The organism is Filomicrobium insigne (genome assembly GCF_900104305.1).
Classification (GTDB): Bacteria; Pseudomonadota; Alphaproteobacteria; order Rhizobiales; family Hyphomicrobiaceae; genus Filomicrobium; species Filomicrobium insigne.
Map to the genome: position 1 here is coordinate 759,253 of NZ_FNJC01000001.1, position 23,403 is coordinate 782,655.

The following is a 23,403-nucleotide window of genomic DNA, read 5'->3' on the forward strand; positions in this document are numbered from 1 at the left end:
CATGCGTATTCTGGCCATCCGCGGCGCGAACCTCGCCAGCCTTGCAGACGAATTCGAGATTGACCTTAGGGCAGAGCCACTCGCGAGCGCAGGTCTCTTTGCGATCACCGGTGATACCGGGGCCGGCAAATCGACGATCCTCGATGCGCTGTGTCTGGCGCTCTATGGGCAGTTTCCGCGTGTCTCGATCGACAAACTCGAGTCCGTCAGAGATCCCAGCGGCAGAGACATAACCGCGAAAGATGCACGCGCGATCCTCCGTCGCGGCGCCGCCCAAGGTTATGCCGAGGTCGATTTTCTTGGACAGGATGGCAAGCAATACCGCGCGCGATGGGAAGTCCGACGCGCACGTGGAAAAGCGGATGGCAATCTGCAGAACGCCGAACGCAGGCTTGATTCCCTCGAAGACGGCAGCTCGATTGCGACGGGGCAGAAGGACGTTTCCCAAGCCGTCGAGGCGTGTACCGAACTCACGTTTGCGCAGTTCCGGCGCACGGTTCTGCTTGCGCAGGGTGAGTTCGACGCGTTCCTGCTCGCTGCCGAAAACGAGCGCGCGGAGCTTCTCGAGAAAATTACCGGGACCGAGATTTACGGGCGAATCTCGGAACAGGTGAACTCCGGCACGAAAGAAAGGGCCAACGAAACGAAGGCTCTCGAACAAAGACGTGCCGACATCGGCTTGATGGAAGAGGACGTACGCACAAAGCTGGAAAGCGAACTCGCGGAACGTAGCGCTTTAAGCGAGAGCCAAAGTGTCCAACTGAAGGACCTCACCGAGCGTCTAAAGCACGCTGAGCGGCTGAAGGATGCGCGCGCACAAGCGCACAACGCCGAAACCGGACTTGCCGCAGCGAAACAGCGTTTGGACGAAGCCCGGGACGATATTGCGCGGCTCGAACGCCTCGATGCGGCCGAACCATTGCGAGCTAAGGCCGAAGCGGAGCGGTTGTCCGAACGCAAGTTGGCCGAGGCTCGGCGTCACGCCGAACTTTGCGAAGTGGCGGTACGGCAATCTGAGCAAAATGCAGCATCTGCTGCGCGCGCACTCAAAGAGGCGTCCGAAGCCTCCACAAAGGCTGATGCAGACGTCGAAAAATTCACACCTCTTTGGCGTGAAGCCGAGCAAGCTGATAGCCAAATCGCTAACGCTGCAAGCGAGCTTGAAGCTGCGCAGGCGGCGGTCGCGCAGGCCCAACGGCAGGCCGATGCCTGCGCTTGGGATCACGAGAAGATCGAGGTTCAGCGTTCAGGGCTCAACGAGCAACTTGCGCAGACGCTGAATGAGCTGGAGACGCGTTCGACCCATGCGTTGCTGGCGGACCGGCTGGAAGATATCACGTCACGTATTGATGACCGCGCCGAACTCCGGTGGCGGGAAGCCGTTGCAAAAAAAGAGCTGTTTTCGGCTACAGAGGAAGATGCGCGCCTGCAGCCCTTGATTGCGGCGGCGGAGGAGGAAGTCGCGGCATACGCCAGCCGACGCAGCCAGATTTCCGCTCAATTGAATGAGCTGCGCGAGGCTCTGTCCCAGATCGATGAGACGTCTCTCTCCGAACACGATGCGCGGCTGCGCGATGGACTCGAACTTCTCCGGCAAGCCAGAGAAATCGCGCGCCAACACAGCGATGCGGCGGCGACGGTTTCTGAGGCGGACGTGCTGCGGTTGGCGCAAGAAAAGGCGCTCGCAGAAGCCTCTGACATGATCCGGGAGGCGCAAGCACAACATGCCGACTGGCTGGCCCGGCGCAGCGAAGTCAGCGGCCTGTTCGAGTTGGCCGAGAAAACCCAATCGCAGCACGCAGTGGCCTTGCGGAGCGCCCTCATTACCGGGCAGCCCTGTCCCGTTTGTGGCGGCCTGGACCACCCCTATTCCGAACCCGGTCATCCCGAAGGTGAGATGGTGGCTCAGATGCGTGCGCGGCGTGCTGAGCTCGATCAAGCCATCGCCGCGACAGCCAAAGATATAACCACCTGGCAAGGCGCGGAGGAGCGCGCGCGCGCTCAGTGTGAGGTCGCAGCGCGACGTGGTGAAGACGCAACGGCCAGATGCTTAGACGCGCAGAACAAGTTCGAAGCGCTGGCTCCTCAACTGAGCCAGTTTTGCGTGGCCGAGAACCTGCCGCTTCCAATCGGTCCCGGAATCGATGCAAAGGCGGCATCGGCGCTCGACGGTTTGAAAGCTGATGCTGAAGCCATCCAACGCGGTCTACGAGAGCCCCTCGCGCAGGCGGTTTCTTTGCGCGGTGAGGCTGATGCTTTGCAGAAAACGCTTGATGAGATCTCAGAAGATTCAGAAAGAGTTGCCGCTCAAATCCAGAAAGACAGAGATGCTAAGGCCAGCGTTCGGGCAAAGTGCGGACAGCTGGAAACGCAACTTGCAAGTCTGGCCGAACAACTCGCGTCAATCGCTCGGGAACTCACTCCCTATCTTAGCACTGCCGGCTTGGCGCTAGACGATCTCGACCGCGATTCCTTAGCTGCACAGCAGCACGTCGCAGACCTTGCGACCTCATACGCCAAGCTCCGGGATGCGCGCGCATCTCTTGACGCTGAGCAGCAGAAGCTTGAGATGTCGCAAAGGGAAATCCACCTAGGATGGGAGAAGGCCAAGGCGTCTCTCGGCTCCTCGCTGCTTGCGCAATCACAACGTGAACAGCGGCTCCAAGAAGCCAAGACAGCGCGCGCGTCGATGCTTGGCGGAGAAGCCACCGACACGCATCGGGCACGTTTCACCCAAGCTGCGAAAGAAGCGCAAGTGGCTCTCTCGGCGGCTCAGGCAGCACATTCAGAAGCAGACAAGAAGCTTGAGCTCAGTAAGGCTCTTCTGGACGGAGCGCTCAGGGCTATTGATGCATCCGTGCAAGACTTCGCGACGGCACAGGAGGTCTTCGCCAACGCCATTTCCGTCGCCGCTATGAATCGGGACGAAATCTATGCCTTACTCGCCATCTCACAGGAGGAACGCGAGCTTTTGCGCAGCCAGATCAATGCCCTCCAAACCAAACTCACCGAAGCAACGATTGCGCTTACCCATCGCCGCCAGGAAGTGGAGCGCCTCCAAGGCGAACGGGAAGAAGAGACGGACCTTTTTGCACTCACAGAAGCTGTGACAACGCTCAACGCTGAAATCGAAGACATCCGCAACCGCGTCGCAGCCATACAGGCTGAGCTTAAGCAAGATAACCAAGCGCGCGCCAATGCAGCAGATATTGGTCGCCAGCTGGAAGCTGCACGCGAGGAATTGGAGATCTGGCGGCGCGTCGATGATGCAATCGGATCCGCCGACGGCAACAAATTCCGTCGCTTCGCGCAGGGGGTGACGCTCGATCAGCTCGTGCAGCTGGCCAATGTACAGATCAGTGAGCTCAACCCGCGGTATCAGCTGGCGCGCGCCACCACATCGGATCTCGCGCTCCATGTGATTGATCGCGATATGGGTGATGAAGTTCGCTCGCTGCGTTCGCTGTCAGGCGGTGAGCGCTTTCTTGTTTCGCTTGGCCTCGCGCTCGCTCTGTCAGGGCTTGAAGGACGGCAATCGTTCGTCGATACGCTTTTCATCGATGAAGGCTTTGGAGCGCTCGATGCAGAAACGCTCGACATGGCCATCGATGCTTTGGAAACGTTGCAAGGTCATGGCCGGAAGGTCGGTGTGATCACGCACGTCGCCGCGATGGTTGACCGTATCGCTGTGCAAATCCGCGTCGAGAAACGTGGCGGTGGGCGAGGTGTCGTGCGCGTCGTCGACGCGGGTTTCAACGACGCCAGCGCCTTTGCGGTTTTCGCCGAAGCCTGATGGCATGCCTCAATACGGCGATGGTTTTCCAAACAGGGCGAGGTGGAGCTTAGCGTCGCGCTGGTAGATGTCCGGCCTGAAATGAACTGCCCCATCCTCATCGCGCCATGCCGTCGAGTACGTGATGTGGACATCCAGTGGCTGCTTTAGACTGACGACGGTGCGGTCCTGTTTGGCAACGACTTCGTCGATTTTTTGGCGGCTCCACCCTGGCGCCTGAGCGAGGACTTGCTCTGCCATATCCAAAGGACGCGCGAGCCGTATGCATCCATGGCTGCGCGCACGGTCGGCCGAGGAAAAGAGCCCCCGCGCCGGGGTGTCATGCATGTAGACGTTGAACTGGTTGGGAAACATGAATTTGACGCGCCCCAACGCATTTCCGTTGCCCGGCTTTTGCCTCAAGCGAAAAGGAAAATTGCTGGCGCTATACTTCTTCCAATCAATGGACATGACGCTTGTAGGTGTGTCCCCGACCATGACTTCGAAGCCTTTGCCGGCAACGGCGGCGGGCTGACTTTGTAATTTGGGGAGTTCCTCATTCACCGCGATTGAGTGCGGTACATTCCAGTATGGATTGATTTCGACGTAGGTCATTCGCTCACTGAAGACCGGCGTCTGATGATAAGGTTTGCCAACGACGACCCGCATCCGATCCTGCTTTTGACCGTTGCGTATGTGGACTAATTCGTATCCGGCAATGTTGACCATCACATAGTGGTCGCCGAGATTTTCGGGCATCCAACGCCACCGCTCCATCGACAGCTTTATCTGACGGATGCGCTGTTCAACAGGGATGTTGAGCTGAAACAACGTCTGCTTGCCCACAATCCCGTCAGGGTCGAGGCCGTGCGTCGCCTGGAACCGCTTTACCGCTGCCAGTAAAGCGTCGTCGTAAAGGGTTTCTGCGCCGGGCGGGGCGGCTGTCACCGCCGGATCTACGGCGCCGAGACGCGCGCGCAGTACCGTGACTTGAGGAGCGGTCATTCCGGGTTTCAGCACCTCTCCATGCTGAACGAACGGCCATCCCCCAGCCTTCTCAATCTCGCGATAGTGTTTCAGCGCGCGCTTCAATCCAGCATATCCGGGTACCTGGGGCTGCCAGACTTCGATGAACTTCTGCATGCTGCCGAGTTCGGCTATCCGGCGCAGGGCGGCAACCCGGTCAATAGATTTGCTCTGCCAATAGAGTTTTGAATCTACTTTCGTCGGCAAGAAGCGGCCAACTTTGATGTCGGACGCAAACTTCAAGAAGAACGCGGAATAGTAGAGCTCAATGCTCGCTGCATGGGTGAGATCAGCTGCGACAGCGAACGTAAAGCGATCCCTCTGCGGTAATTGCTGGAGCGGTTCTATGGGGTAGTCGGAAACACCCAACCCCTCGTCCTCAGCGTGACGCATCGCATTAATCAGGTCGGCCCGCATCGCAGGATTGCGCCACCAAATTGGAGCTGCAGCTTCAGTCACATAATAGGCTAGGAGCGCATCTTTGCGCTGGCGTACAGGTAAGGGTACGCCCTCTTCCTTTCTGAGCAGGGCTTCGACTGCTTCAGAGAATGTTTCAGGGGTTGGGTAAGTGATTTCACCGTCTGGAAGTTGCCGGACTTCCGTTGCGGGCACAGGTTGGGGCGGTACTGGACTGGTGGGCTCCGGTGCAGCGACGGCGAATGGGACCAGACCGCACCATATGGTCAGACTGAGAGCAAGGACCAACGACAACAATGCTGGCCTATTGGGAGCAATCTCGTCCTTCGACATTCAATTTGTAGGGCAACCGTGCAAGCCCCCTCCCCTACCCACCAGCAGATGTTGGCACCAGAGCGGCACCGAAACTTTATGTCACAATAAAGATATTTGAACTTCGAAATATGGCATCCGTAGTCGCGTTGAATAACCTTTGGTTTTCGCGGACCCGTGGGGAAGGTTACTTTTCCTCCGGTTTGAAACCCTTCTGCGACAGGCGCCTGATGGCGGCGATTTCGCGTGCCCATTCCTTGAAAGGCCGCGCCGGTGTACCGCCCATGCGTGCGCCGGGGGGGACGTTGTCCTTAACATGTGCCATGCCAGCGATCTGCGCGCCGTCGCCAATCTTGACGTGCCCGACCACACCAGAATGTCCGCCCATTACGACGAAGTCACCCAACTGTGCCGAACCGGCAATGCCGGATTGCGCCACGATAACGCAATGACGGCCTATGACGACGTTATGACCGATCTGCACGAGATTATCGATCTTCGTCCCCTCACCAATTACCGTATTCATTAGTGAGCCTCGGTCGATCGTTGTATTGGCGCCGATCTCGACATCATCACCAATAACGACACAACCAATCTGCGGAACCTTGATGTGCCCCTGGGCGCTCATCGCAAAACCAAATCCATCCTGACCAATTCGAACACCCGGATGGACGATAACGCGATCGCCTATGATGGCATGGCCGATCGAGGCGCACGCGCCGATCTGGCAATCGCTTCCGATTCTAACGCGTTCCCCAATGACAGCCCCACTGGCGATCGTAGTGCCGGCACCGATCGATGCGCCGGCGCCAACGACGGCTCCCTGTTCGATCTCGACATCGTTACAAAGGGCGGCCGTGGGATGCACATAGCCTGCTACACCTTCCGCTGGCGGAGCCACACGCTTGGGCCGCAGAGACCCCGGATAAAACATCGCCAGCGCTTTTGCGAAGGACCGATATGGCGCCCGGGTTATGAACGCCACGGTTCCAATTGGGACTTGGTCAGCAGCACTCGACACGACCAAGCATGCCGCGGCCTTTGTCGAGGCCAACTGCGATGCATACTTGCGATTGTCTAGAAACGTGAGATCGTCGGGACCGGCATCCTGCAGCGAACGCACATCACTTATCATGCGCGTTGCGTCCCCTGGATTAGCCAGGTCAGCCTCCACACAATCCGCGATGGAACGCAATGAAAATGGGCCGGCGCGCTCGAAAAAGCCGGGATGTTGCATACCGTGTCTTTCGTTTGGACGGATGGCGACGCGTGCACAGGAGCAGTTCCGTCGCCTCTCCCCCTACACAGTGCAACTTTTCAATTACCTTACTATGCCGCTGATGTCGTGGCACTTCAGCGAGACAAGCATCAATCGCGGTTAACAGCCGGTGGAGACGTTTTGGGGCCTCTCCGAGTTGCCCGTCAGTAGGTCGGATCTAGAGATATAACTAGGGGAAAGTGACCCTACTAAGCCTCTGCGTATAGTCATAAACCGAAGCGGTGCCACTTTGGTTTATGCCGCGGCGGATAAGAAACCATTGCGTGCGACACCGCTTGGGAGATCGCCGCGTGCCATGTATATATTTGCGCTATGTATCCGAATTACACACCCGGCGAGCGCTTCGCCGATGCTTGCATCCACGTCGTTGGTGTACTAGCCGGACTTATCGCGGTCACGGTAATGCTGGTCATCGCCATTCCGACACTGGATACGTCGACCACCGTGTCGGTCGCCGTTTACGGCCTCGCGATGATGGGCATGTTCGGATGCTCAGCCGCCTATCACATGATCCCTATTCCGAGTTGGAAGTCGATCTTAAGGCGTCTGGATCAGGCGGCAATTTTCGTAAAGATTGCTGGGACGTACACGCCCTTCGCGCTTATCAAAATCGGGGGCGCCTGGGGTTACAGTGTTTTTGGGGTCGTCTGGATTGCGGCTCTTGCGGGTGCGACGGCGAAGTTGGTGATGACATCTAACTGGGACAACGTCTCGGTTGTTTTGTATGTCGCTCTCGGATGGGCGGGCATCTTTATCTTACACCCGTTGATTAACTCCGTTTCGCTAACCACGCTTATATTACTGGGAGCCGGTGGCATCCTTTATACCGCCGGCGTCGTCTTTCATCTTTGGGATAGCCTACCCTACCAGAACGCGATCTGGCACTTATTTGTCCTCGCTGGAACTGCTTGTCATTTTGCAGCCGTCACTACAGCGGTTTTCGAATAACCGCTTTAAAGTGTTACTATTCAACGTTTTATCACTTTTATTTCGTCCATAACTGTCAGTATTCCAGGTTCAACGCGATATTTGGTGTTTTTGTCAGGCTGTTTCTTTTCGTGCCAGATAGCACTCAGCGTGCGATCCAACATTTCCAGTGTTTCAGAACTAAATCCGGGGGGCCGTTCGATAAATGGGCACATTGCTCTCGTCCTTGGATAACAGGCGGGAGCACTCAGCCACTCTCAGTCGCTCGGAGCCTGCACTGCAACTGACCGGCGATGGCCTGACCATGATCTGCCGCCGACACTGAGTCTATGCAATTCGCAGTGATGTCGAATACGCGTAATCGCCTATGACATCGCAACGTTAGATTTAATTGTGTGGACCTATAGAGCCGAAGAGCGTACTAGTTGCGTAGTCAATATCGTGGTGCTCCGCTATTGCCGCCTCGCTACTCGCCAGATTGGTCAGTTTTTCACAAAAGTTGAAAATCCGTACGACTGATCCTTCTCCGTGATCACCAGGACATCAGAAGAACGTTTGTGCGTTTTTTTCGCGCGAATGTTCCTAGGAACTGGGAGCGCGAAAATGAGACAACAACACAAATTTAAGGTCGGCCAGACAGTAAACTTCAGACCTGGACGATCAAATATGGCGATCACGTCGCGAGAATATAAAATCATTAGGTTGCTGCCCGCTGTAGGTGGTCAGCCCCAGTACCGCATAAAAAGTACGGGGGAACCCTTCGAGCGGGTCGCACAGGAAAATAACCTTTCCTAAGCGCAAACATCTTGTCCTTATCATTTCGTTCGGCGTCAATTTGCGCTTCTGTAAGGAAGCTAAGTAGATCAAGTTATCGAGCTTTTGAAACAAGATATTCGGGTAGATGGGGGTGAAATTCCATCCTCGAATATCCATATATCTTCAATGACCCCCTTTGATTACACAGAGCCTGCGGAAGTATTCGCCAGCCGGATTGGTGCCGCACGGCATGCATCTGTCATCTACCGGCGCTTCGATTCGGCCGCGGCCGCCATCCAGTATGCTGTAGAAGAACTGTCGCCGGATTTTGCGACCGGTACATTTCTGGAGGCTGGCGATCTTCGCCTCTGCTACGCTGAGATCAAATCACTCTACGAGGATGCGGCTTTCCCGCTGCCCCGCGACGGTCCCGTGGCAGGGCCGTGACTATTATCGATGGGCCCTCTTGTGCTCTCAATCGATCCGGTCTATCTGTATATATCGAGACTTTGGCCGGACCATTGGGCCGTTCCGCTGTGGCGAAGCCCGGCGCGCGATCGAACTCCTTCCAAAAAATCGACGCAATGAGCTTGCAGTCATGTGGCAGCAGCTCTCTTACTTGCCTTTCAAAGGAACTACCATGACTAACGGTACTGTTAAATTTTATAATGATCAAAAGGGCTATGGATTCATTCAGCCCGATGATGGCAGCAAGGACGTATTCGTCCATGCAACAGCTTTGGAGCGCGCTGGCATCCGTATTCTCGTTGAAGGCCAGAAGGTCGCCTTTGATACCCAGCCTGACAGCCGCACTGGCAAAATTGCAGTCAGCAATATCGAAGCGTTTTGAGATCACTGGTTGAAAAACCAGAATCTTGATGAGAACCGCCTGGTCGTCCGGGCGGTTCTTTTATTTTGTGAGGCCTCACGCACACGGCAGCTCTCGAAGTGCCCTATCAAACGCTCGAAATCTGTCATCGAGTGTCTTGCGCCACGGCGCTTCACGAGCGACATTGCCGCGCGCGTGCAGCAGAACCGCTTTGAGCATTCAACTTGCCTCAATCTCGTGACGATACCGAGCTGAAAATTCTCGTCATCGACGAGAACCCTTTGCGCAGAGCAATCATCGAGGAAGGCCTGCGTGAGGCAGGCCTGCACGAGATCAAACTCGTCTCCGACATGAATGGGCTCGTGGAGAAGATCTACTCTTTCGACCCTGATGTGCTGCTGATCGACCTCGAAAATCCGAGCCGGGACGTTCTCGAGCAAATGTTCCAGGTCTCTCGGCTAGTCCGGCGACCAATAGCGATGTTCGTCGACCAAAGCGATGGACCAACCATTGACGCTGCGATCGATGCCGGCGTGTCCGCTTATATCGTCGATGGTTTACGCAAAGAACGCGTCCGGCCAATTCTCGAGACGACAATTTCTCGCTTTCGCGCATTTGACAGGTTGCGCTCCGAGCTGGAGGAGACGAGGAGCGCATTGAAGGAGCGTAAGATCATCGAGAAAGCGAAAGGCATCTTGATGAAGACGCGAGGTCTCGAAGAAGAGGCCGCCTACGCAGCTTTGCGGAGGCAAGCCATGTCGACAGGCAACCGGATTGCCGACGTCGCGGCCGCCCTGATTAGCACCTATAACCTCCTGAACGACAAATAGAGGCGCCGATGCCCGAACACGTACGCAACGAAATCCATGCAGGCTTTATTCCGCTGATCGATTGCGCACCGTTGGTCATCGCTGCCGAACAAGGGTTCGACGCGCAATTTGGATTTCAGCTACGCCTTTATCGCGAGGTTTCCTGGGCCAACATCCGCGACAAAATCGACGTCGGCGCCTACGACTGCGCACACATGCTGGCTCCGATGCCAATCGCTACCGCTCTCGGGCTTGGACGAACCACCGCGCCAATCATCGTTCCGATGGCTCTCAATCTGAATGGCAACGCCATTACGGTTTCAGCAGCAATATTCGAGGAAATGCTGGCCGCCGATCCAGAGGCGACCCGTGCCGGCGGGATGAACGCCGTTAAAGCCTTGAAGCGCGTTGTCGACGCACACGCCAAGTCCGGAATGGCTCCTTTGACACTTGGAATGGTGTTTCCGTTTTCATCGCATAATTACGACATGCGATACTGGTTGGCCGCCGGCGGCATAGATCCCGATAACGATGTCAATCTGATTGTCATCCCGCCGCCTCTGACGGCTGAGAACCTCCGCAGCGGCCGTATCGATGGTTTCTGCGCGGGCGAGCCTTGGAACAGTGTCGCGGTCTCGCAAGGTGCCGGGCGCATTGTCGCGACGAAGAGCCAACTCTGGTCTCGCAGTCCGGAAAAGGTGCTCGGCGTTCGCGCCGCATGGGCCGAGCAGAATCCGCAGCTCCTGGACGCCCTCATCAAGGCCATAATCAAAGCCGGTCAATGGCTGGAAGATCCCCGCAACTGTGACCAAGCTGCGGACATTTTGTCAAAGCCGCAATGGGTCGGAACAACGCGCGACATTATTCGAAACGTCTTGTCTGGAACTCTCGAACGCGGCGGACGCCTGGCCGTGAATAAAGACCCGGAACTTGTTCTGTTTCACAGCCATGCCGCAAATTTCCCATGGCGCTCGCACGCTCTTTGGATCCTGTCGCAGATGATCCGCTGGGGGCAGGTGCGTGAACCGTTCGATCTCAACGCCGTGGTCGAAGAAGTCTATCGCCCCGAATATTATCGCAAAGCCGCAGCAGCCCTCGGCATCTCAGTACCTCATGAGAATATGAAGCGTGAAGGTGATTACGCCGTCACCGAAACAGCATCTTCAGCTGCCAAACGCGGTCAAAGCTTTTTCGGGTCTGACCACTTCGATCCGCTTCATGTGCTGAACTATCTCGAGCAGCAAAAGATACGATCGCCGTCGATCGACCTGACCCGCTTCAAGGGTCTCAACGCTTCACACTGATCATCGACCCGTTGCCGATCATTTTGTCATTCGCTCATTGCAATGCACAAAAAGGCAGCATCGATACCGCTTTTGCCGGTCAGCCACTTTCACTCAACACATTGTTTTTATTTAAATTCCTTCAACACCTCTCATTGGCACAACTTTTGTAATGTCCTTTCGCGAAAGCGTGAAGGAGCGTCTCCTCACGTAGACATTGCGGTCCAATGAAGGTTCGCAGGAGGCAGCGCCGCCACCAGAGGAAGGTTCCGGATCATCCGGATCCCCACTTTGATGCGGCGCTTTTTTTGTCTGCGGTCGTCGGCCGAATGTCTTCAACGGCTCGCTGATCCGCAGGAACTGAAGGGACGATGGAATGACCAAAATCGCGGGCTGCGCCAGAGCGACACGTGTCTCTCACTTTCCCCTGTTGCTTATCGGGTCGGGCTTACTGCTTATGGCCGCGCTGACCTGGAGCATCATTTCCGCGACGAGTTCGAAGGCGGAGATGCTCGATGTCGAGAAGGACGAACTGAAGTTCGGCTTCATCAAGCTCACAGACATGGCCCCGCTGGCGATTGCCAAGGAAAAAGGCTTCTTCGAAGACGAGGGTCTGTTCGTAACGCTTGAACCGCAGGCCAACTGGAAAGTTCTGCTCGATCGCGTCATCACGGGTGAACTCGATGGCGCGCACATGCTTGCCGGTCAACCGCTAGCCGCAACCATCGGCTTCGGCACCAAGGCCCACGTCATTACACCGTTTTCAATGGATCTGAACGGTAACGGCATCACCGTCTCCAACGAAGTCTGGGAGATGATGAAGCCCCATATTCCGACAGGCGCCGACGGCAAACCTGAGCACCCAATCCAGGCCTCGGCACTGAAGAAGGTCGTCGACAAATTCAAGGCAGAAGGAAAGCCCTTCAAGATGGGCATGGTGTTTCCCGTCTCGACGCATAACTACGAGCTTCGCTATTGGCTCGCCTCGGGCGGACTGAATCCCGGCTACTACTCGAAGGACAACGTTTCCGGTCAGATCATGGCTGATGTTCTGCTGTCGGTGACACCTCCGCCGCAGATGCCAGCCACGCTCGAAGCTGGAACGATCAACGGTTACTGCGTGGGTGAGCCCTGGAACCAGCAAGCCGTGTTCAAGGGTATCGGCGTCCCCGTGATCACGGACTACGAGATCTGGAAAGATAATCCCGAAAAGGTGTTCGGCATCACCAAGGAATTCGCCGACAAATACCCCAATACGACGCTGGCCATCACCAAAGCGCTGATCCGCGCCGGACAGTGGCTCGATGAGAACAACAACGCCAACCGACAGGAGGCCGTCGAAATCCTGGCACGTTCCGAATACGTCGGAGCGGACGCCGAAGTCATCGCCAACTCCATGACCGGCACCTTTGAGTACGAGAAGGGTGACAAGCGCGATGTCCCCGACTTCAACGTCTTCTTCCGTTATTTCGCGACCTATCCCTACTACTCGGACGCCGTTTGGTATCTCACGCAGATGCGGCGATGGGGCCAGATCGCCGATGCCAAGTCAGACGAGTGGTACGACACCACGGCCAAGAGCGTCTACCGGCCAGATATCTACCTCAAAGCCGCGGAGATGCTCGTTGCTGACGGATTGGCGAAGAAAGCGGACTTCCCCTTCGACACCGACGGCTATCGGCCTCCCCAGACCGAGTTCATCGACGGCATCCCCTTCGATGGCAAGAAACCCAACGCATACATCGACAGCCTGCCGATCGGTTTGAAAAGCAAGGAAACCGTAACCGGCAACAAGGTCGCAACCCAGTGACGCCACGGCCGGGAACGGCCGCGATGAGGGCTGACACAGAGAGGTATCATTATGAGCATTGCGGCCGATTTTTCCGGTTCTGAACAAACCGACGCCGCCAGGGCTGAGCGCAAAGCACGGATCGCTCAGCGTATCGCCCGTACCGATAGAATCCTAAACCTTCTCGCTCTTGGGTGGATCACTCCCATCCTGAAGATGATGGCTGGTGAAAATCCGAAAACGGAACTCGCAGCGCTGTGGCGAATGCTAGGCGTTCCTTTAACGGCGATCATCATATTCCTCTCCGCATGGGCTTACCTAGCACCACAGGTCAAAACGTCCCTTGGTGCCGTTCCCGGCCCGGCGCAGGTCTGGGAGCAAGCCGGCAACCTTCTTGCCGATCACTATCGTGCACGAGAGAAAGAAGCTGCGTTCTATCAACGACAGGATGAGCGGAACGCCAAGTGGATCGCACAGGGCCAGCCGGACAGCGTGAAGTACCGCACCTATACCGGCGCGCCGACCTACGTTGACCAGATCTCGACGTCACTGCAGACCGTGTTCCTTGGATTTCTGATCGCGACGGTCGTTGCAGTTCCCCTCGGCATTGTCTGCGGCCTTTCGCCGACGATGAATGCGGCTTTCAATCCGCTCATTCAGATCTTCAAGCCCGTCTCTCCGCTGGCTTGGCTGCCTATCGTCACCATGATCGTGTCCGCCGTCTACGTCAGCGACGACCCCTGGTTTGCAAAATCCTTCTTGATCTCTGCGATTACGGTGACGCTGTGTTCGCTGTGGCCGACGCTGATCAATACGGCTGTCGGCGTCGCGTCCATCGACAAGGACCTCATGAACGTAGGGCGCGTCTTGAACCTCAGCTGGTTCACGACCGTGCGCAAGCTCGTCCTTCCGTCAGCTCTGCCGCTTATCTTCACGGGCCTCCGGCTGTCGCTTGGCGTGGGCTGGATGGTGCTGATCGCAGCTGAAATGCTGGCGCAAAACCCGGGGCTTGGGAAGTTCGTCTGGGACGAATTCCAGAACGGGTCTTCCTCGTCGCTGGCGAAGATCATGGTGGCCGTATTCACGATCGGGCTCATCGGCTTCCTGCTCGACCGCATCATGCTGGCGCTGCAGTCGCTCACCACCTATCAGGCAACGCGCTGATCCGCCGGAGACTTTGAACATGGCATTTCTCGAACTCAAGGGCGTATCGAAGAGCTACGGTACGGGCGCGGCACGAAGCAACGTCCTAACCGACATCAATCTCGAGGTGGAAGAAGGCGAGTTTATTGCGATCCTGGGGTTCTCAGGCTCGGGTAAAACCACGCTGCTTTCAGCTATTGCTGGGTTGGTCACGCCTGACACAGGAACGGTCACCCTGAAGGGCAAAGCGATCACGGGTCCCGGTCCCGAACGCGGGGTCGTGTTCCAAAGCTACTCGTTGATGCCGTGGCTAACGGTCGAAGGAAACATCGAACTCGCTGTCAACGCTGTGTTCTCCAGCGAAGGCAAGGAAGAGCGCGCGGAACGCGTCACGAAAGCGATCGCGATGGTTGGTCTATCGCATGCCCGCGACCGGCGTCCGGAAGAGCTTTCAGGCGGCATGCGTCAGCGTGTTTCGGTCGCGCGGGCTCTCGCCATGAGCCCGGAAATCCTGCTTCTCGACGAGCCGCTTTCTGCCCTTGATGCGCTCACCCGCGCCAAGCTTCAGAATGAGATTGAGCAGATCTGGCGGCACGAGAAGAAAACCGTCGTGCTGATTACAAATGACGTCGATGAAGCGCTGCTTCTCGCCGATCGAGTTATTCCGCTCACGCCTGGTCCGGGCGCTACGCTCGGGCCATCGTTGGAGGTCGATCTCGAAAGACCGCGCAACCGGACCGCGCTCAACCATGACACGACCTACAAAAAATTGCGTGCCGATATCACCAAGACGCTGATTGCGTCCGGGATCAATCGCGGTTCTCAAGGTCGCGGCGTCGGGCAGGACAAGTTGCCGGCTATTGCGCCCATCTCCTGGATGAAGACGCTGCCAAAAGCTTATCGCGACGCCGCCAAGCCGCGGGCGCCCGACCGCTACCTCGAATTCTTCGAACTGCGCAAAGTTTATCCCACGCTCAAGGGGCCTCTGACCGTGGTTGAAGATTTCAACCTGATTATGCGCAAGGGCGAATTCATTTCGCTCATCGGCCACTCGGGTTGCGGGAAATCAACTGTTCTGTCGATGACTGCGGGGCTCAACAGCATAACGTCGGGCGGCATTGTTCTCGATGGCCAGGAGGTGACGGGAGCCGGGCCGGACCGTGCCGTTGTGTTTCAGGCGCCCTCACTGATGCCCTGGCTAACGGCACGCGAGAATGTCGCTCTCGGCGTCGATCGTGTTTATCCGCATGCCAGAAAGAACGAACGCGCCGATATCGTCGACTACTACCTGACCCGTGTCGGCCTCGGCGATGCCATGGACAAGCGTGCCGCGGACATGTCGAACGGTATGCGGCAACGCGTCGGTATTGCGCGGGCCTTTTCTCTGTCGCCCAAGCTCCTGTTGCTTGATGAGCCCTTCGGCATGCTGGACAGCCTGACTCGCTGGGAGCTTCAGGAAGTCCTGATGGACGTGTGGAAGCGCACGCAAGTGACGGCAATCTGCGTGACGCATGATGTCGATGAGGCCATTTTGCTGGCCGACCGCGTCATCATGATGACGAATGGGCCGCACGCCACCATCGGCCGGATGGTCGAGATCGATATCCCACGCCCGCGCACGCGCCAGGAGTTGCTCCGGCATCCGCGCTACTACGAGTACCGCGAATCCATCCTCAACTTTCTTGAAGAATTCGAACACGGTGCGACACCGGCACCCGACGCTCAGGGCAAATCCAAACCCGACAAGTCTTTGGAGGATGCCGCGTGAGAAAGCGAATTGCTGTCGTCGGAAACGGAATGGCCGGCTTGAGGTTTGTCGAAGAGCTGGTCGCAGCTGCACCAGGCCAGTTCGATATCACAGTGATTGGCGCAGAACCTCAGCCTGCCTACAATCGGGTCTTACTTTCTCCGCTGCTCGCGGGCGAGATCGGCTTAGAGGACGTATCGCTGAAGCCTGCCGATTGGTACGCGGCCCATGGCGTGACGCTGCTCACCGGCGCGCCAGTCACGGTGCTTGATACGTATAATCGGTCAATCATCGTCGAGAATGCCGATGGCGGCATGGAGATTTATTTCGATGCCTGCGTACTTGCGACGGGATCCAACCCAATCCGACTGACACTGCCGGGGGACACGCTCGACGGCGTGCTCACGTTCCGCACGACGGCTGATGTCGACGCGATGAGCCAGTTTGCCCAAATCGGTCAGCCTGCGGTTGTCATCGGAGGCGGGTTACTCGGCATCGAAGCCGCCTATGGTCTGGCGCGCGCAGGTATTCCAGTGACCCTGGTCCACATCATGGACCGGTTGATGGAACGTCAGCTTGATCCGGAAGGTGCTCTCTATTTGAAAGGTGCGCTGGAAGCGAAGGGCATTCGCGTCATTCTCGGTGCTCAGACAAAAGAAATACTCGGCGAGACACGCGTCGAAAGCGTCATCCTGAGCGACGGGCAGAAGATCGACTGCGGTCTCGTGGTCATGGCAGTGGGCGTTCAGGCCAATACGAAATTGGCTGTGAGCGCTGGACTTGTCATTGGCCGTGGCATCATCGTCGATGAGGGCCTTCAGACAACCGCACCGAACATCTTTGCGATCGGCGAATGCGCTGAGTATCGCGGCATCTGTCACGGGTTGGTCGAACCGGCCTACGAACAGGCAAAGGTTCTTGCCGATTGTTTCGCGGGGCGCACCTCTGCCTATGGCGGCTCCGTTCCGGCAGCGAACCTGAAGGTTTCCGGTGTTCCCGTTTTTTCCGTCGGCAATTTCTCTAGCGATGACGCCGAGGTTTTGGTCACGCGCGATGCAGGGCTTGAGACGTATCGCAAGCTTTGCGTTCGCGAAGGCCAGTTAGTTGGTGCCGTGCTCGTCGGCGATACGACGGATGCACTTTGGTATCTCGACCTCATTCGATCCGGCGCGGACATAACGGCGTTCCGGGATTCGCTCGCGTTTGGCCGTGCCTATGCGGAGGCTGCGTGATGAGCGCTCAAGATTTCAGCGACGAACAGAAACGGTATCTGGAAGGCTTTGTCTCAGGGATTCAAACCTCGCGTGCCGCAGCGGGCTTGAAGCCCCTGGCAGGAGTTGGCGGGGGAGGCGCTGCGAGTGGGCCGGACGCCGAGCACCTCGAAGCCATGGCGCGCTTCGAACGCGATGGCAAAAAGCTCGTCAATGAAGAGAAGGCGAAGCGCGACGAGCATCCCTTCGATGCCTACAAACGCTTGAAGCGGGAGGCCCTTGGCGGCGCATTTCCAAAGGGTGTCGACAATTTCCGTTGGCGCTTTCACGGCCTCTACTATGTGGCGCCTGCACAGGACTCGTTCATGTGCCGGATGCGCATTCCCAATGGCATTCTCAACCACTGGCAATTCTCTGCGGTGGCCGATCTCGCTGAGCGTTTCGGCGGCGGCTATACGCACGTTACGACACGCGCCAATTTGCAGATTAGGGAGATCGCCGCGGAGAACGGCCCGCCGCTCATCGAGGGACTGGCCGAAATCGGGCTGACGCCGAAGGGCTCCGGTGCCGATAACATTCGTAACGTGACTGGCTCACCGACCGCCGGAATCGATCCGCAGGAACTGATCGATTCACGGCCTTACGCGAAAGCGTGGCACCACCACATCCTCAACGATCGCTCGCTCTACGGGTTGCCGAGAAAGTTCAACGTTGCGTTTGACGGTGGTGGCGCCGTTCCGGTGCTTGAAGATACAAACGACATTTCGTTCACCGCTATTAGGGTCAAAGGTAACACCGAGACGGAAGGCGGCGTGTGGTTTCGCCTGGGGCTTGGCGGCATAACCGGGCATCGTGATTTCGCCCGGCCTACCGGAGTCTTCGTCAAGCCGTCTGATGCGGTCGCAGTTGCCGATGCCATCGTACGTGTCTTCATCGCCAATGGCGATCGTACCAACCGGCAAAAAGCGCGAATGAAATACGTGCTCGACGAATGGGGGTTCGACAAATTCCTCACCGCTGTCGAAGAACAGCTTGGCAGCCCTTTGCAACGCTTTACGGACGATGAAGTCAGCCAGCCCAACGGCCAGGATCGGCAGGCACACATTGGTGTTCACCCGCAAAGCCAACCCGGTCTCGTGTGGATCGGCGTGGCGCTGCCGGTCGGCCGTCTCTCTTGTGATCAAATGCGGACTCTGGCTGATATTTCCCGCGAGTTCGGGGATGGCGATATTCGTCTCACCGTTTGGCAGAACCTCCTGATCTCTGGTGTTTCGGCAGATCGGGCAGAGGAGGTCGAAGCTCAGCTGCAGTCTATCGGGCTGACATCAAAGGCGTCGAGCATCCGCGCGGGCTTGGTCGCCTGCACGGGGAACACAGGTTGCAAGTTCGCCGCGTCCAATACCAAGGACACTGCGTTAGCGATTGCCGATTGGGTGGAGCCGAGGCTCTCTCTCGATCAACCCATCAACATTCATTTGACGGGCTGCCACCACTCCTGCGCCCAGCATTACATCGGCGACATCGGGCTTATCGCGTGCCGCGTTCCAATTCCCGATAGTGACGACACAGAAGAGGGATTCCACATACTGGTCGGCGGCGGATTTGGTGCCGACGCGGCCATCGCGCGTGAGCTTTTCAATGAGGTTCGCATCGCTGACTGTCCAGAGACCGTCGGGCGCATTCTCGCGGCTTACATGGCCAACCGCGCGGGCACGCAAGAAAGCTTCGCTGAGTTCTCCCGCCGTCACGAGATCGACACCCTGAAGACGATGGCGGAAGCCGCCGGAGGCCTATCATGAGCATTCAGGAGCGCACCGACGCGTACCAGCCCGGCCAAGTTCCGGTGATACCGGAAACGGCTCCATTCAATCCAGATCAGCGCGCGTGGCTCAATGGCTTCTTTGCCGGCCTGCTTTCACTTGATGCAGCGGGGGCTGCGGCCGTTCAATTCGAGGGCGGACTACCTGGAGGCCCGACGCCGGCTGCTGGCGACGGCGATGATGGCGCCGATCCGTGGCACGACCCTTCCATGGCGATCGACGAGCGGATGACACTTGCCGATGGACGGCCGCTACGACGTAAACTTTACGCAGCAATGGCACAGCAGGACTGTGGCCAGTGCGGCTATCTTTGCGAGAGCTACGCTGAAAAGGTTGCGGTCGGCGAAGAAGCGCGTCTCAATCTCTGTGTACCCGGCGGCAAAGAAACCAGCCGCATGTTGAAGCGTCTCATGGAAGAGGCGCCAGCAGCCCCAATTTCGGAACCTAAATTCGATGTTGCGGTGACCACGGCACCGGCTGTCGATCTCGTGCCCGGATATTCCCGCGAAGCTCCCGTCACCGCAATCTTCAGGGGCACTCGTTGCATTACGGGCGCGACCTCGACGAAAGATACCCGCCACGTTGTCTTCGATCTTACGGATTCTGGCATCGCGTACGAGCCGGGTGACAGCTTTGGCGTCTACGCGACGAATGATCCGGCGCTTGCCGATGCGGTTCTAGCGGCAATGAATGCCCCCGCTGATTTTCCCATCGGCGATAAGACACTGCGGCAGAGCCTCATTGAAGACTATGATCTCGGCACCGCGCCAGACATGCTCTTTGAGTTGGCGAGCTACATGGTCGGAGGCGACCGGCGCCGCAAGGCGAAAGCGCTCGCGAAAGGGGATGATCCTGACGGCGATGCCGCCACGTTTGACGTCCTCAAAGCCGTTGAATCCCTAGGCCCTATGCATCCAGATCCGGAAGCGTTTCTGGAATGCTTGGAGCCATTACATCCGCGCCTTTATTCCATCTCGTCTTCTCCACTGGCTACGCCCGGCGAACTTCACCTGACAGTCGATACGGTTCGTTATGAGATCGACGGACGACAGCGCGTCGGCGTTGCTTCAACTTTTCTGGCCGACCGGATCGCACCCGGTACACCGCTCAAAGTCTATGTGCAGAAGACGCATGGCTTCGGGCTTCCAGAGGATCCGAACGTTCCCGTTATCATGGTCGGTCCCGGCACGGGCATTGCGCCGTTCCGTTCGTTTCTCTGGCATCGCCACGCGAGTAAAGCACCCGGCCGTTCCTGGCTCTTTTTCGGACATCAGCACGAAGCTTCCGAGTTTTTCTATCGTGATGAACTCGATGCATTCCTCGCGACCAGAGTCCTCTCAAAACTGTCAACGGCTTGGTCTCGCGACGGGACCGAGAAGGTCTACGTTCAAGACCGCATGCGGGAGAACGCGGCGGAGGTGTGGGCGTGGCTGGGAGAGGGCGCCCACTTCTATGTGTGCGGCGACGCTAAGCGCATGGCTAAAGACGTCGAGACCGCCCTCATCGACATCGCTGGCAGCCAGGGCGGAAAGTCAGCAGAAGAAGCCAAGGAATTCGTCGTCAATCTGAAGGCCACTGGCCGCTATCAGGCGGATGTCTACTGATGGAGAACACCGAGACTGGCAAAGCGGTGCGCACGACCTGTCCCTACTGCGGGGTTGGATGTGGGGTTATTGCGACACCGGACGGCAATGGCGGGGCGACCATCGCGGGAGACACCGAGCATCCGGCAAACTTCGGCCGATTGTGCTCCAAAGGCTCTGCGTTGGGTGAGACGCTGGCGCTGGAGACCCGTCTGCTTCATCCCGAGATCGACGGGCAAAGGGTTACATGGGATGCAGCGCTCGACCATGTCTCGTCCAGGATTTCTGACATCAAGGAAGAACATGGGCCGGGCTCGATCGCATTCTATCTATCCGGTCAATTGCTGACAGAGGACTATTACGTCGCCAACAAGCTGGCGAAGGGTTTTATCGGCACGCCGCACGTCGACACGAATTCCCGCTTGTGCATGTCATCATCCGTGGCCGGGCACAAACGTGCTTTTGGCGCCGACATCGTTCCGCAGTGCTACGACGACCTGGAACTTGCCGACCTCATTGTCCTCGTGGGCTCAAACGCGGCTTGGTGCCACCCAATTCTCTATCAACGCATTCAGGTGGCGCGTGCCGAGCGTGGTGTCCGTGTCGTCGTCATAGATCCACGACGTACGGCGACTTGCGAAGGCGCAGACCTGCATCTTCCCATCGAGCCCGGCAAAGACTCTGTTCTGTGGAATGGTCTGCTCGTGCACTTGGCTGATAAAGGTCTCGTCGACTGGCGATTCATCGGCGACCACACTGATGGATTTCCAGAAGCGCTCGCAGAAGCGCGAGGGCAGGCCGGCAGCATCGCCTCCATCGCGATCGAAACGGGGCTCAACGGTATCGATATCGAGACGTTTTTCTCGTGGTGGAGCGAAGCCCCGAAGGTCGTGAGCTGCTACAGCCAAGGCGTCAACCAATCTGCGCAGGGCACCGACAAGGTCAACGCGATCATCAATTGCCATCTCGCGACAGGTCGTATTGGTAAGATCGGTTCCGGGCCGTTGTCATTAACGGGGCAGCCTAATGCGATGGGCGGACGCGAGGTCGGCGGCCTTGCGAACATGCTTGCTGCTCACATGGGGTTCAGCCCCGCTGATCGCTCACGCGTCTCACGCTTTTGGCAGGCGCCAAATCTGATCACCGACGAAGGCCTCAAGGCCGTGCAGATGTTTGATGCGATCGCGGACGGGCGCATCAAGGCACTGTGGGTGATGGGGACAAACCCTGCGGTCAGCCTTCCGCAAGCCGATTACGTCCGCGCGGCTTTGTGCAAGCTCGAGCTCTTTGTCGTGTCCGAAAATGTTGTCAGCAATGACACCGCTGCTGAAGCGGGTGTGCGGCTCCCCGCCGCCGCCTGGGGTGAAAAAGATGGCACCGTTACCAACTCTGAACGGCGCATTTCGCGGCAGCGCAAATTTCTTCCTTTGGCTGGAGAGGCCCGACCGGATTGGTGGATACTTTCCGAAGTCGCGAAAAGATTAGGCTACGAACGCTACTTCGCGTTCGAGTCCGTCTCCGACATCTTCCGCGAGCACGCCTCGCTATCGCATTTTGAAAACGGTGGCACGCGCCCGTTTGACCTCGGTGTCCTGACCGACCTTTCTCCAGCCTCTTACGACCAGCTTGCGCCCGTCCAATGGCCCATTTCTCAACCGGGAGCATCGGGAACGGAGCGGCTGTTCGGCGAAGGTGGGTTTGCAACCCCCAACGGCCGTGCGCGGTTCGTTACAGTCCGCATGCCCAAGCTTGCCGCAGAGGTGAACGAAGCGTGGCCCTTCGTACTCAACACGGGTCGTGTCCGCGATCAGTGGCATACGATGACACGGACCGGGCTATCACCGCGTCTCTGGAGCCATATCAGCGAACCGTTCGTAGAAGTTCATCCGAGCGACGCGGAAACCATGGGGCTCGTCCAAGGTCAGCTTGCCGAAGTCGAAACTGCTTCGGGCAAGGCTGTGTTACGCACCCTTATCAACGAGGGGCAAGCGCCTGGGTCGATCTTCGCACCCATTCACTGGTCCGGGCAGAACAGTTCGGCCGGACGGATCGGAGCCTTGGTGCATCCATTTACTGACCCCGTCTCAGGGCAACCGGAAGCCAAGGCAACGCCGGCTCGGATTTCACCACTCGGGGTGGCGTACTACGGCGTCGTCCTGTCGCGTGTCGTTCCGCAAATTGATGATTTGGCTTACTGGGCTCGCAGCGCGACATCTTTTGGCTGGACCACCCATATCGCTCTTCGCGAAGGTCCAACAGATTGGGGCGCCTGGTCGAAGACATTTATGCCAGACGGCGAGCAGGTCAGCTTCGAAGATCCTTCCTCGAATCTTTTCCGTGTTGCCACCTTGAACAGCGGCCGCCTCGAAGCCGTCGCCTACTTTGCCTCCAAGCCGGAATTGCCGTCGCTGGCCTGGTTGGCGTCCATCTTCGAACGTACAGACTTGACGGCTAACGACCGACGCTCCGTACTCGCGGGCCGTCCCATCGAGGGTTTGGCTGACGAGGGAGATATCATTTGTGTCTGCTTCCAAGTTGGCGCGCACCGTATCCGCGAAGCAATTCGCTCGGGCTGCAATTCGGTCGAAGATATTGGATGCGCTTTGCGTGCGGGTACCAACTGTGGCTCCTGCGTCCCCGAGCTGCGCCGCCTTCTCTCCGACGCGACCTCCGTGTCTTTAGACGCTGCGGAGTAAACCG

The 23,403-nt window shown here is 57.7% G+C and carries 15 protein-coding genes; 13 read left to right on the top strand and 2 right to left on the bottom strand.

All coding sequences use genetic code 11. The annotated features are described in order from the left end of the window. The first annotated feature begins 1 nt into the window (after position 1). Positions 2-3,793, top strand: coding sequence for an AAA family ATPase (locus BLS30_RS03475; RefSeq protein ID WP_090226610.1), 3,792 nt, complete (start codon positions 2-4; stop codon positions 3,791-3,793). A gap of 9 nt (positions 3,794-3,802) precedes the next feature. Here the strand turns inward: BLS30_RS03475 and BLS30_RS03480 are convergent, their stop codons facing one another. Both BLS30_RS03480 and lpxD read right to left on the bottom strand, forming a co-directional pair. Continuing rightward, the gene (locus BLS30_RS03480) at positions 3,803-5,548 is read right to left on the bottom strand and encodes a L,D-transpeptidase family protein (protein WP_090226613.1); all 1,746 of its coding nucleotides are present in this window, start codon (positions 5,546-5,548) and stop codon (positions 3,803-3,805) included. 166 nt (positions 5,549-5,714) lie between these two features. Continuing rightward, on the bottom strand, positions 5,715-6,764 hold the full coding sequence (gene lpxD, locus BLS30_RS03485) for a UDP-3-O-(3-hydroxymyristoyl)glucosamine N-acyltransferase (RefSeq protein ID WP_046477567.1): 1,050 nt from the start codon (positions 6,762-6,764) through the stop codon (positions 5,715-5,717). A gap of 354 nt (positions 6,765-7,118) precedes the next feature. On the opposite strand from lpxD, the gene trhA reads away from it, so the two are divergent. The 12 genes from trhA to BLS30_RS03550 all read left to right on the top strand — a co-directional run bounded on the left by trhA (position 7,119) and on the right by BLS30_RS03550 (position 23,399). Further along, positions 7,119-7,754: a PAQR family membrane homeostasis protein TrhA gene (trhA, locus tag BLS30_RS03490; protein WP_046477564.1), complete on the top strand. Its 636-nt coding sequence runs from the start codon at positions 7,119-7,121 to the stop codon at positions 7,752-7,754. A 921-nt stretch (positions 7,755-8,675) separates the two neighbouring features. Further along, a complete protein-coding gene (locus tag BLS30_RS03500; protein WP_046477556.1) occupies positions 8,676-8,936 on the top strand; it encodes a hypothetical protein in 261 nt (86 codons plus the stop codon). Positions 8,937-9,129: 193 nt separating this feature from the next. Next, the gene (locus tag BLS30_RS03505) at positions 9,130-9,339 is read left to right on the top strand and encodes a cold-shock protein (protein WP_046480084.1); all 210 of its coding nucleotides are present in this window, start codon (positions 9,130-9,132) and stop codon (positions 9,337-9,339) included. A gap of 203 nt (positions 9,340-9,542) precedes the next feature. Continuing rightward, entirely contained in the window at positions 9,543-10,148 is a 606-nt protein-coding gene (locus BLS30_RS03510) for an ANTAR domain-containing response regulator (RefSeq protein WP_090226617.1), read from the top strand. Between the two features lie 8 nt (positions 10,149-10,156). Further along, positions 10,157-11,431 carry a CmpA/NrtA family ABC transporter substrate-binding protein gene (locus BLS30_RS03515; RefSeq protein ID WP_090226619.1) on the top strand — a complete coding sequence of 425 codons (1,275 nt, stop codon included), beginning with the start codon at positions 10,157-10,159 and terminating at the stop codon, positions 11,429-11,431. A 436-nt stretch (positions 11,432-11,867) separates the two neighbouring features. Then, positions 11,868-13,220: a CmpA/NrtA family ABC transporter substrate-binding protein gene (locus tag BLS30_RS03520; protein ID WP_090227372.1), complete on the top strand. Its 1,353-nt coding sequence runs from the start codon at positions 11,868-11,870 to the stop codon at positions 13,218-13,220. A 51-nt stretch (positions 13,221-13,271) separates the two neighbouring features. Beyond that, on the top strand, positions 13,272-14,363 hold the full coding sequence (locus BLS30_RS03525; protein ID WP_090226621.1) for an ABC transporter permease: 1,092 nt from the start codon (positions 13,272-13,274) through the stop codon (positions 14,361-14,363). Between the two features lie 19 nt (positions 14,364-14,382). After that, positions 14,383-16,110 carry an ABC transporter ATP-binding protein gene (locus tag BLS30_RS03530; protein WP_090226624.1) on the top strand — a complete coding sequence of 576 codons (1,728 nt, stop codon included), beginning with the start codon at positions 14,383-14,385 and terminating at the stop codon, positions 16,108-16,110. Next, the gene (locus BLS30_RS03535; protein WP_090226627.1) at positions 16,107-17,321 is read left to right on the top strand and encodes an NAD(P)/FAD-dependent oxidoreductase; all 1,215 of its coding nucleotides are present in this window, start codon (positions 16,107-16,109) and stop codon (positions 17,319-17,321) included. The genes BLS30_RS03530 and BLS30_RS03535 overlap by 4 nt, the downstream gene beginning before the upstream one ends. Beyond that, positions 17,321-19,099 (top strand): NirA family protein, encoded by a 1,779-nt coding sequence (locus BLS30_RS03540; protein WP_090226631.1) that lies wholly within the window; start codon positions 17,321-17,323, stop codon positions 19,097-19,099. The genes BLS30_RS03535 and BLS30_RS03540 overlap by 1 nt, the downstream gene beginning before the upstream one ends. Continuing rightward, positions 19,096-20,724 carry a sulfite reductase subunit alpha gene (locus BLS30_RS03545; protein ID WP_090226633.1) on the top strand — a complete coding sequence of 543 codons (1,629 nt, stop codon included), beginning with the start codon at positions 19,096-19,098 and terminating at the stop codon, positions 20,722-20,724. Before BLS30_RS03540 ends, BLS30_RS03545 begins: the two co-directional genes overlap by 4 nt. Then, positions 20,724-23,399, top strand: a complete 2,676-nt coding sequence (locus BLS30_RS03550; RefSeq protein WP_090226636.1) for a nitrate reductase — start codon at positions 20,724-20,726, stop codon at positions 23,397-23,399. The genes BLS30_RS03545 and BLS30_RS03550 overlap by 1 nt, the downstream gene beginning before the upstream one ends. The last annotated feature ends 4 nt before the right edge of the window (positions 23,400-23,403 follow it).

Excerpts from the sequence above, each read along its gene's own strand:
- BLS30_RS03475 (WP_090226610.1), top strand. The coding sequence starts at position 2 with ATGCGTATTCTGGCCATCCGCGGCGCGAACCTCGCCAGCCTTGCAGAC.
- BLS30_RS03540 (WP_090226631.1), top strand. The coding sequence starts at position 17,321 with ATGAGCGCTCAAGATTTCAGCGACGAACAGAAACGGTATCTGGAAGGC.
- BLS30_RS03545 (WP_090226633.1), top strand. The coding sequence starts at position 19,096 with ATGAGCATTCAGGAGCGCACCGACGCGTACCAGCCCGGCCAAGTTCCG.
- BLS30_RS03525 (WP_090226621.1), top strand. The coding sequence starts at position 13,272 with ATGAGCATTGCGGCCGATTTTTCCGGTTCTGAACAAACCGACGCCGCC.
- BLS30_RS03500 (WP_046477556.1), top strand. The coding sequence starts at position 8,676 with ATGACCCCCTTTGATTACACAGAGCCTGCGGAAGTATTCGCCAGCCGG.
- trhA (WP_046477564.1), top strand. The coding sequence starts at position 7,119 with ATGTATCCGAATTACACACCCGGCGAGCGCTTCGCCGATGCTTGCATC.
- BLS30_RS03505 (WP_046480084.1), top strand. The coding sequence starts at position 9,130 with ATGACTAACGGTACTGTTAAATTTTATAATGATCAAAAGGGCTATGGA.
- BLS30_RS03515 (WP_090226619.1), top strand. The coding sequence starts at position 10,157 with ATGCCCGAACACGTACGCAACGAAATCCATGCAGGCTTTATTCCGCTG.
- BLS30_RS03550 (WP_090226636.1), top strand. The coding sequence starts at position 20,724 with ATGGAGAACACCGAGACTGGCAAAGCGGTGCGCACGACCTGTCCCTAC.
- lpxD (WP_046477567.1), bottom strand. The coding sequence starts at position 6,764 with ATGCAACATCCCGGCTTTTTCGAGCGCGCCGGCCCATTTTCATTGCGT.
- BLS30_RS03520 (WP_090227372.1), top strand. The coding sequence starts at position 11,868 with ATGGCCGCGCTGACCTGGAGCATCATTTCCGCGACGAGTTCGAAGGCG.
- BLS30_RS03530 (WP_090226624.1), top strand. The coding sequence starts at position 14,383 with ATGGCATTTCTCGAACTCAAGGGCGTATCGAAGAGCTACGGTACGGGC.
- BLS30_RS03480 (WP_090226613.1), bottom strand. The coding sequence starts at position 5,548 with ATGTCGAAGGACGAGATTGCTCCCAATAGGCCAGCATTGTTGTCGTTG.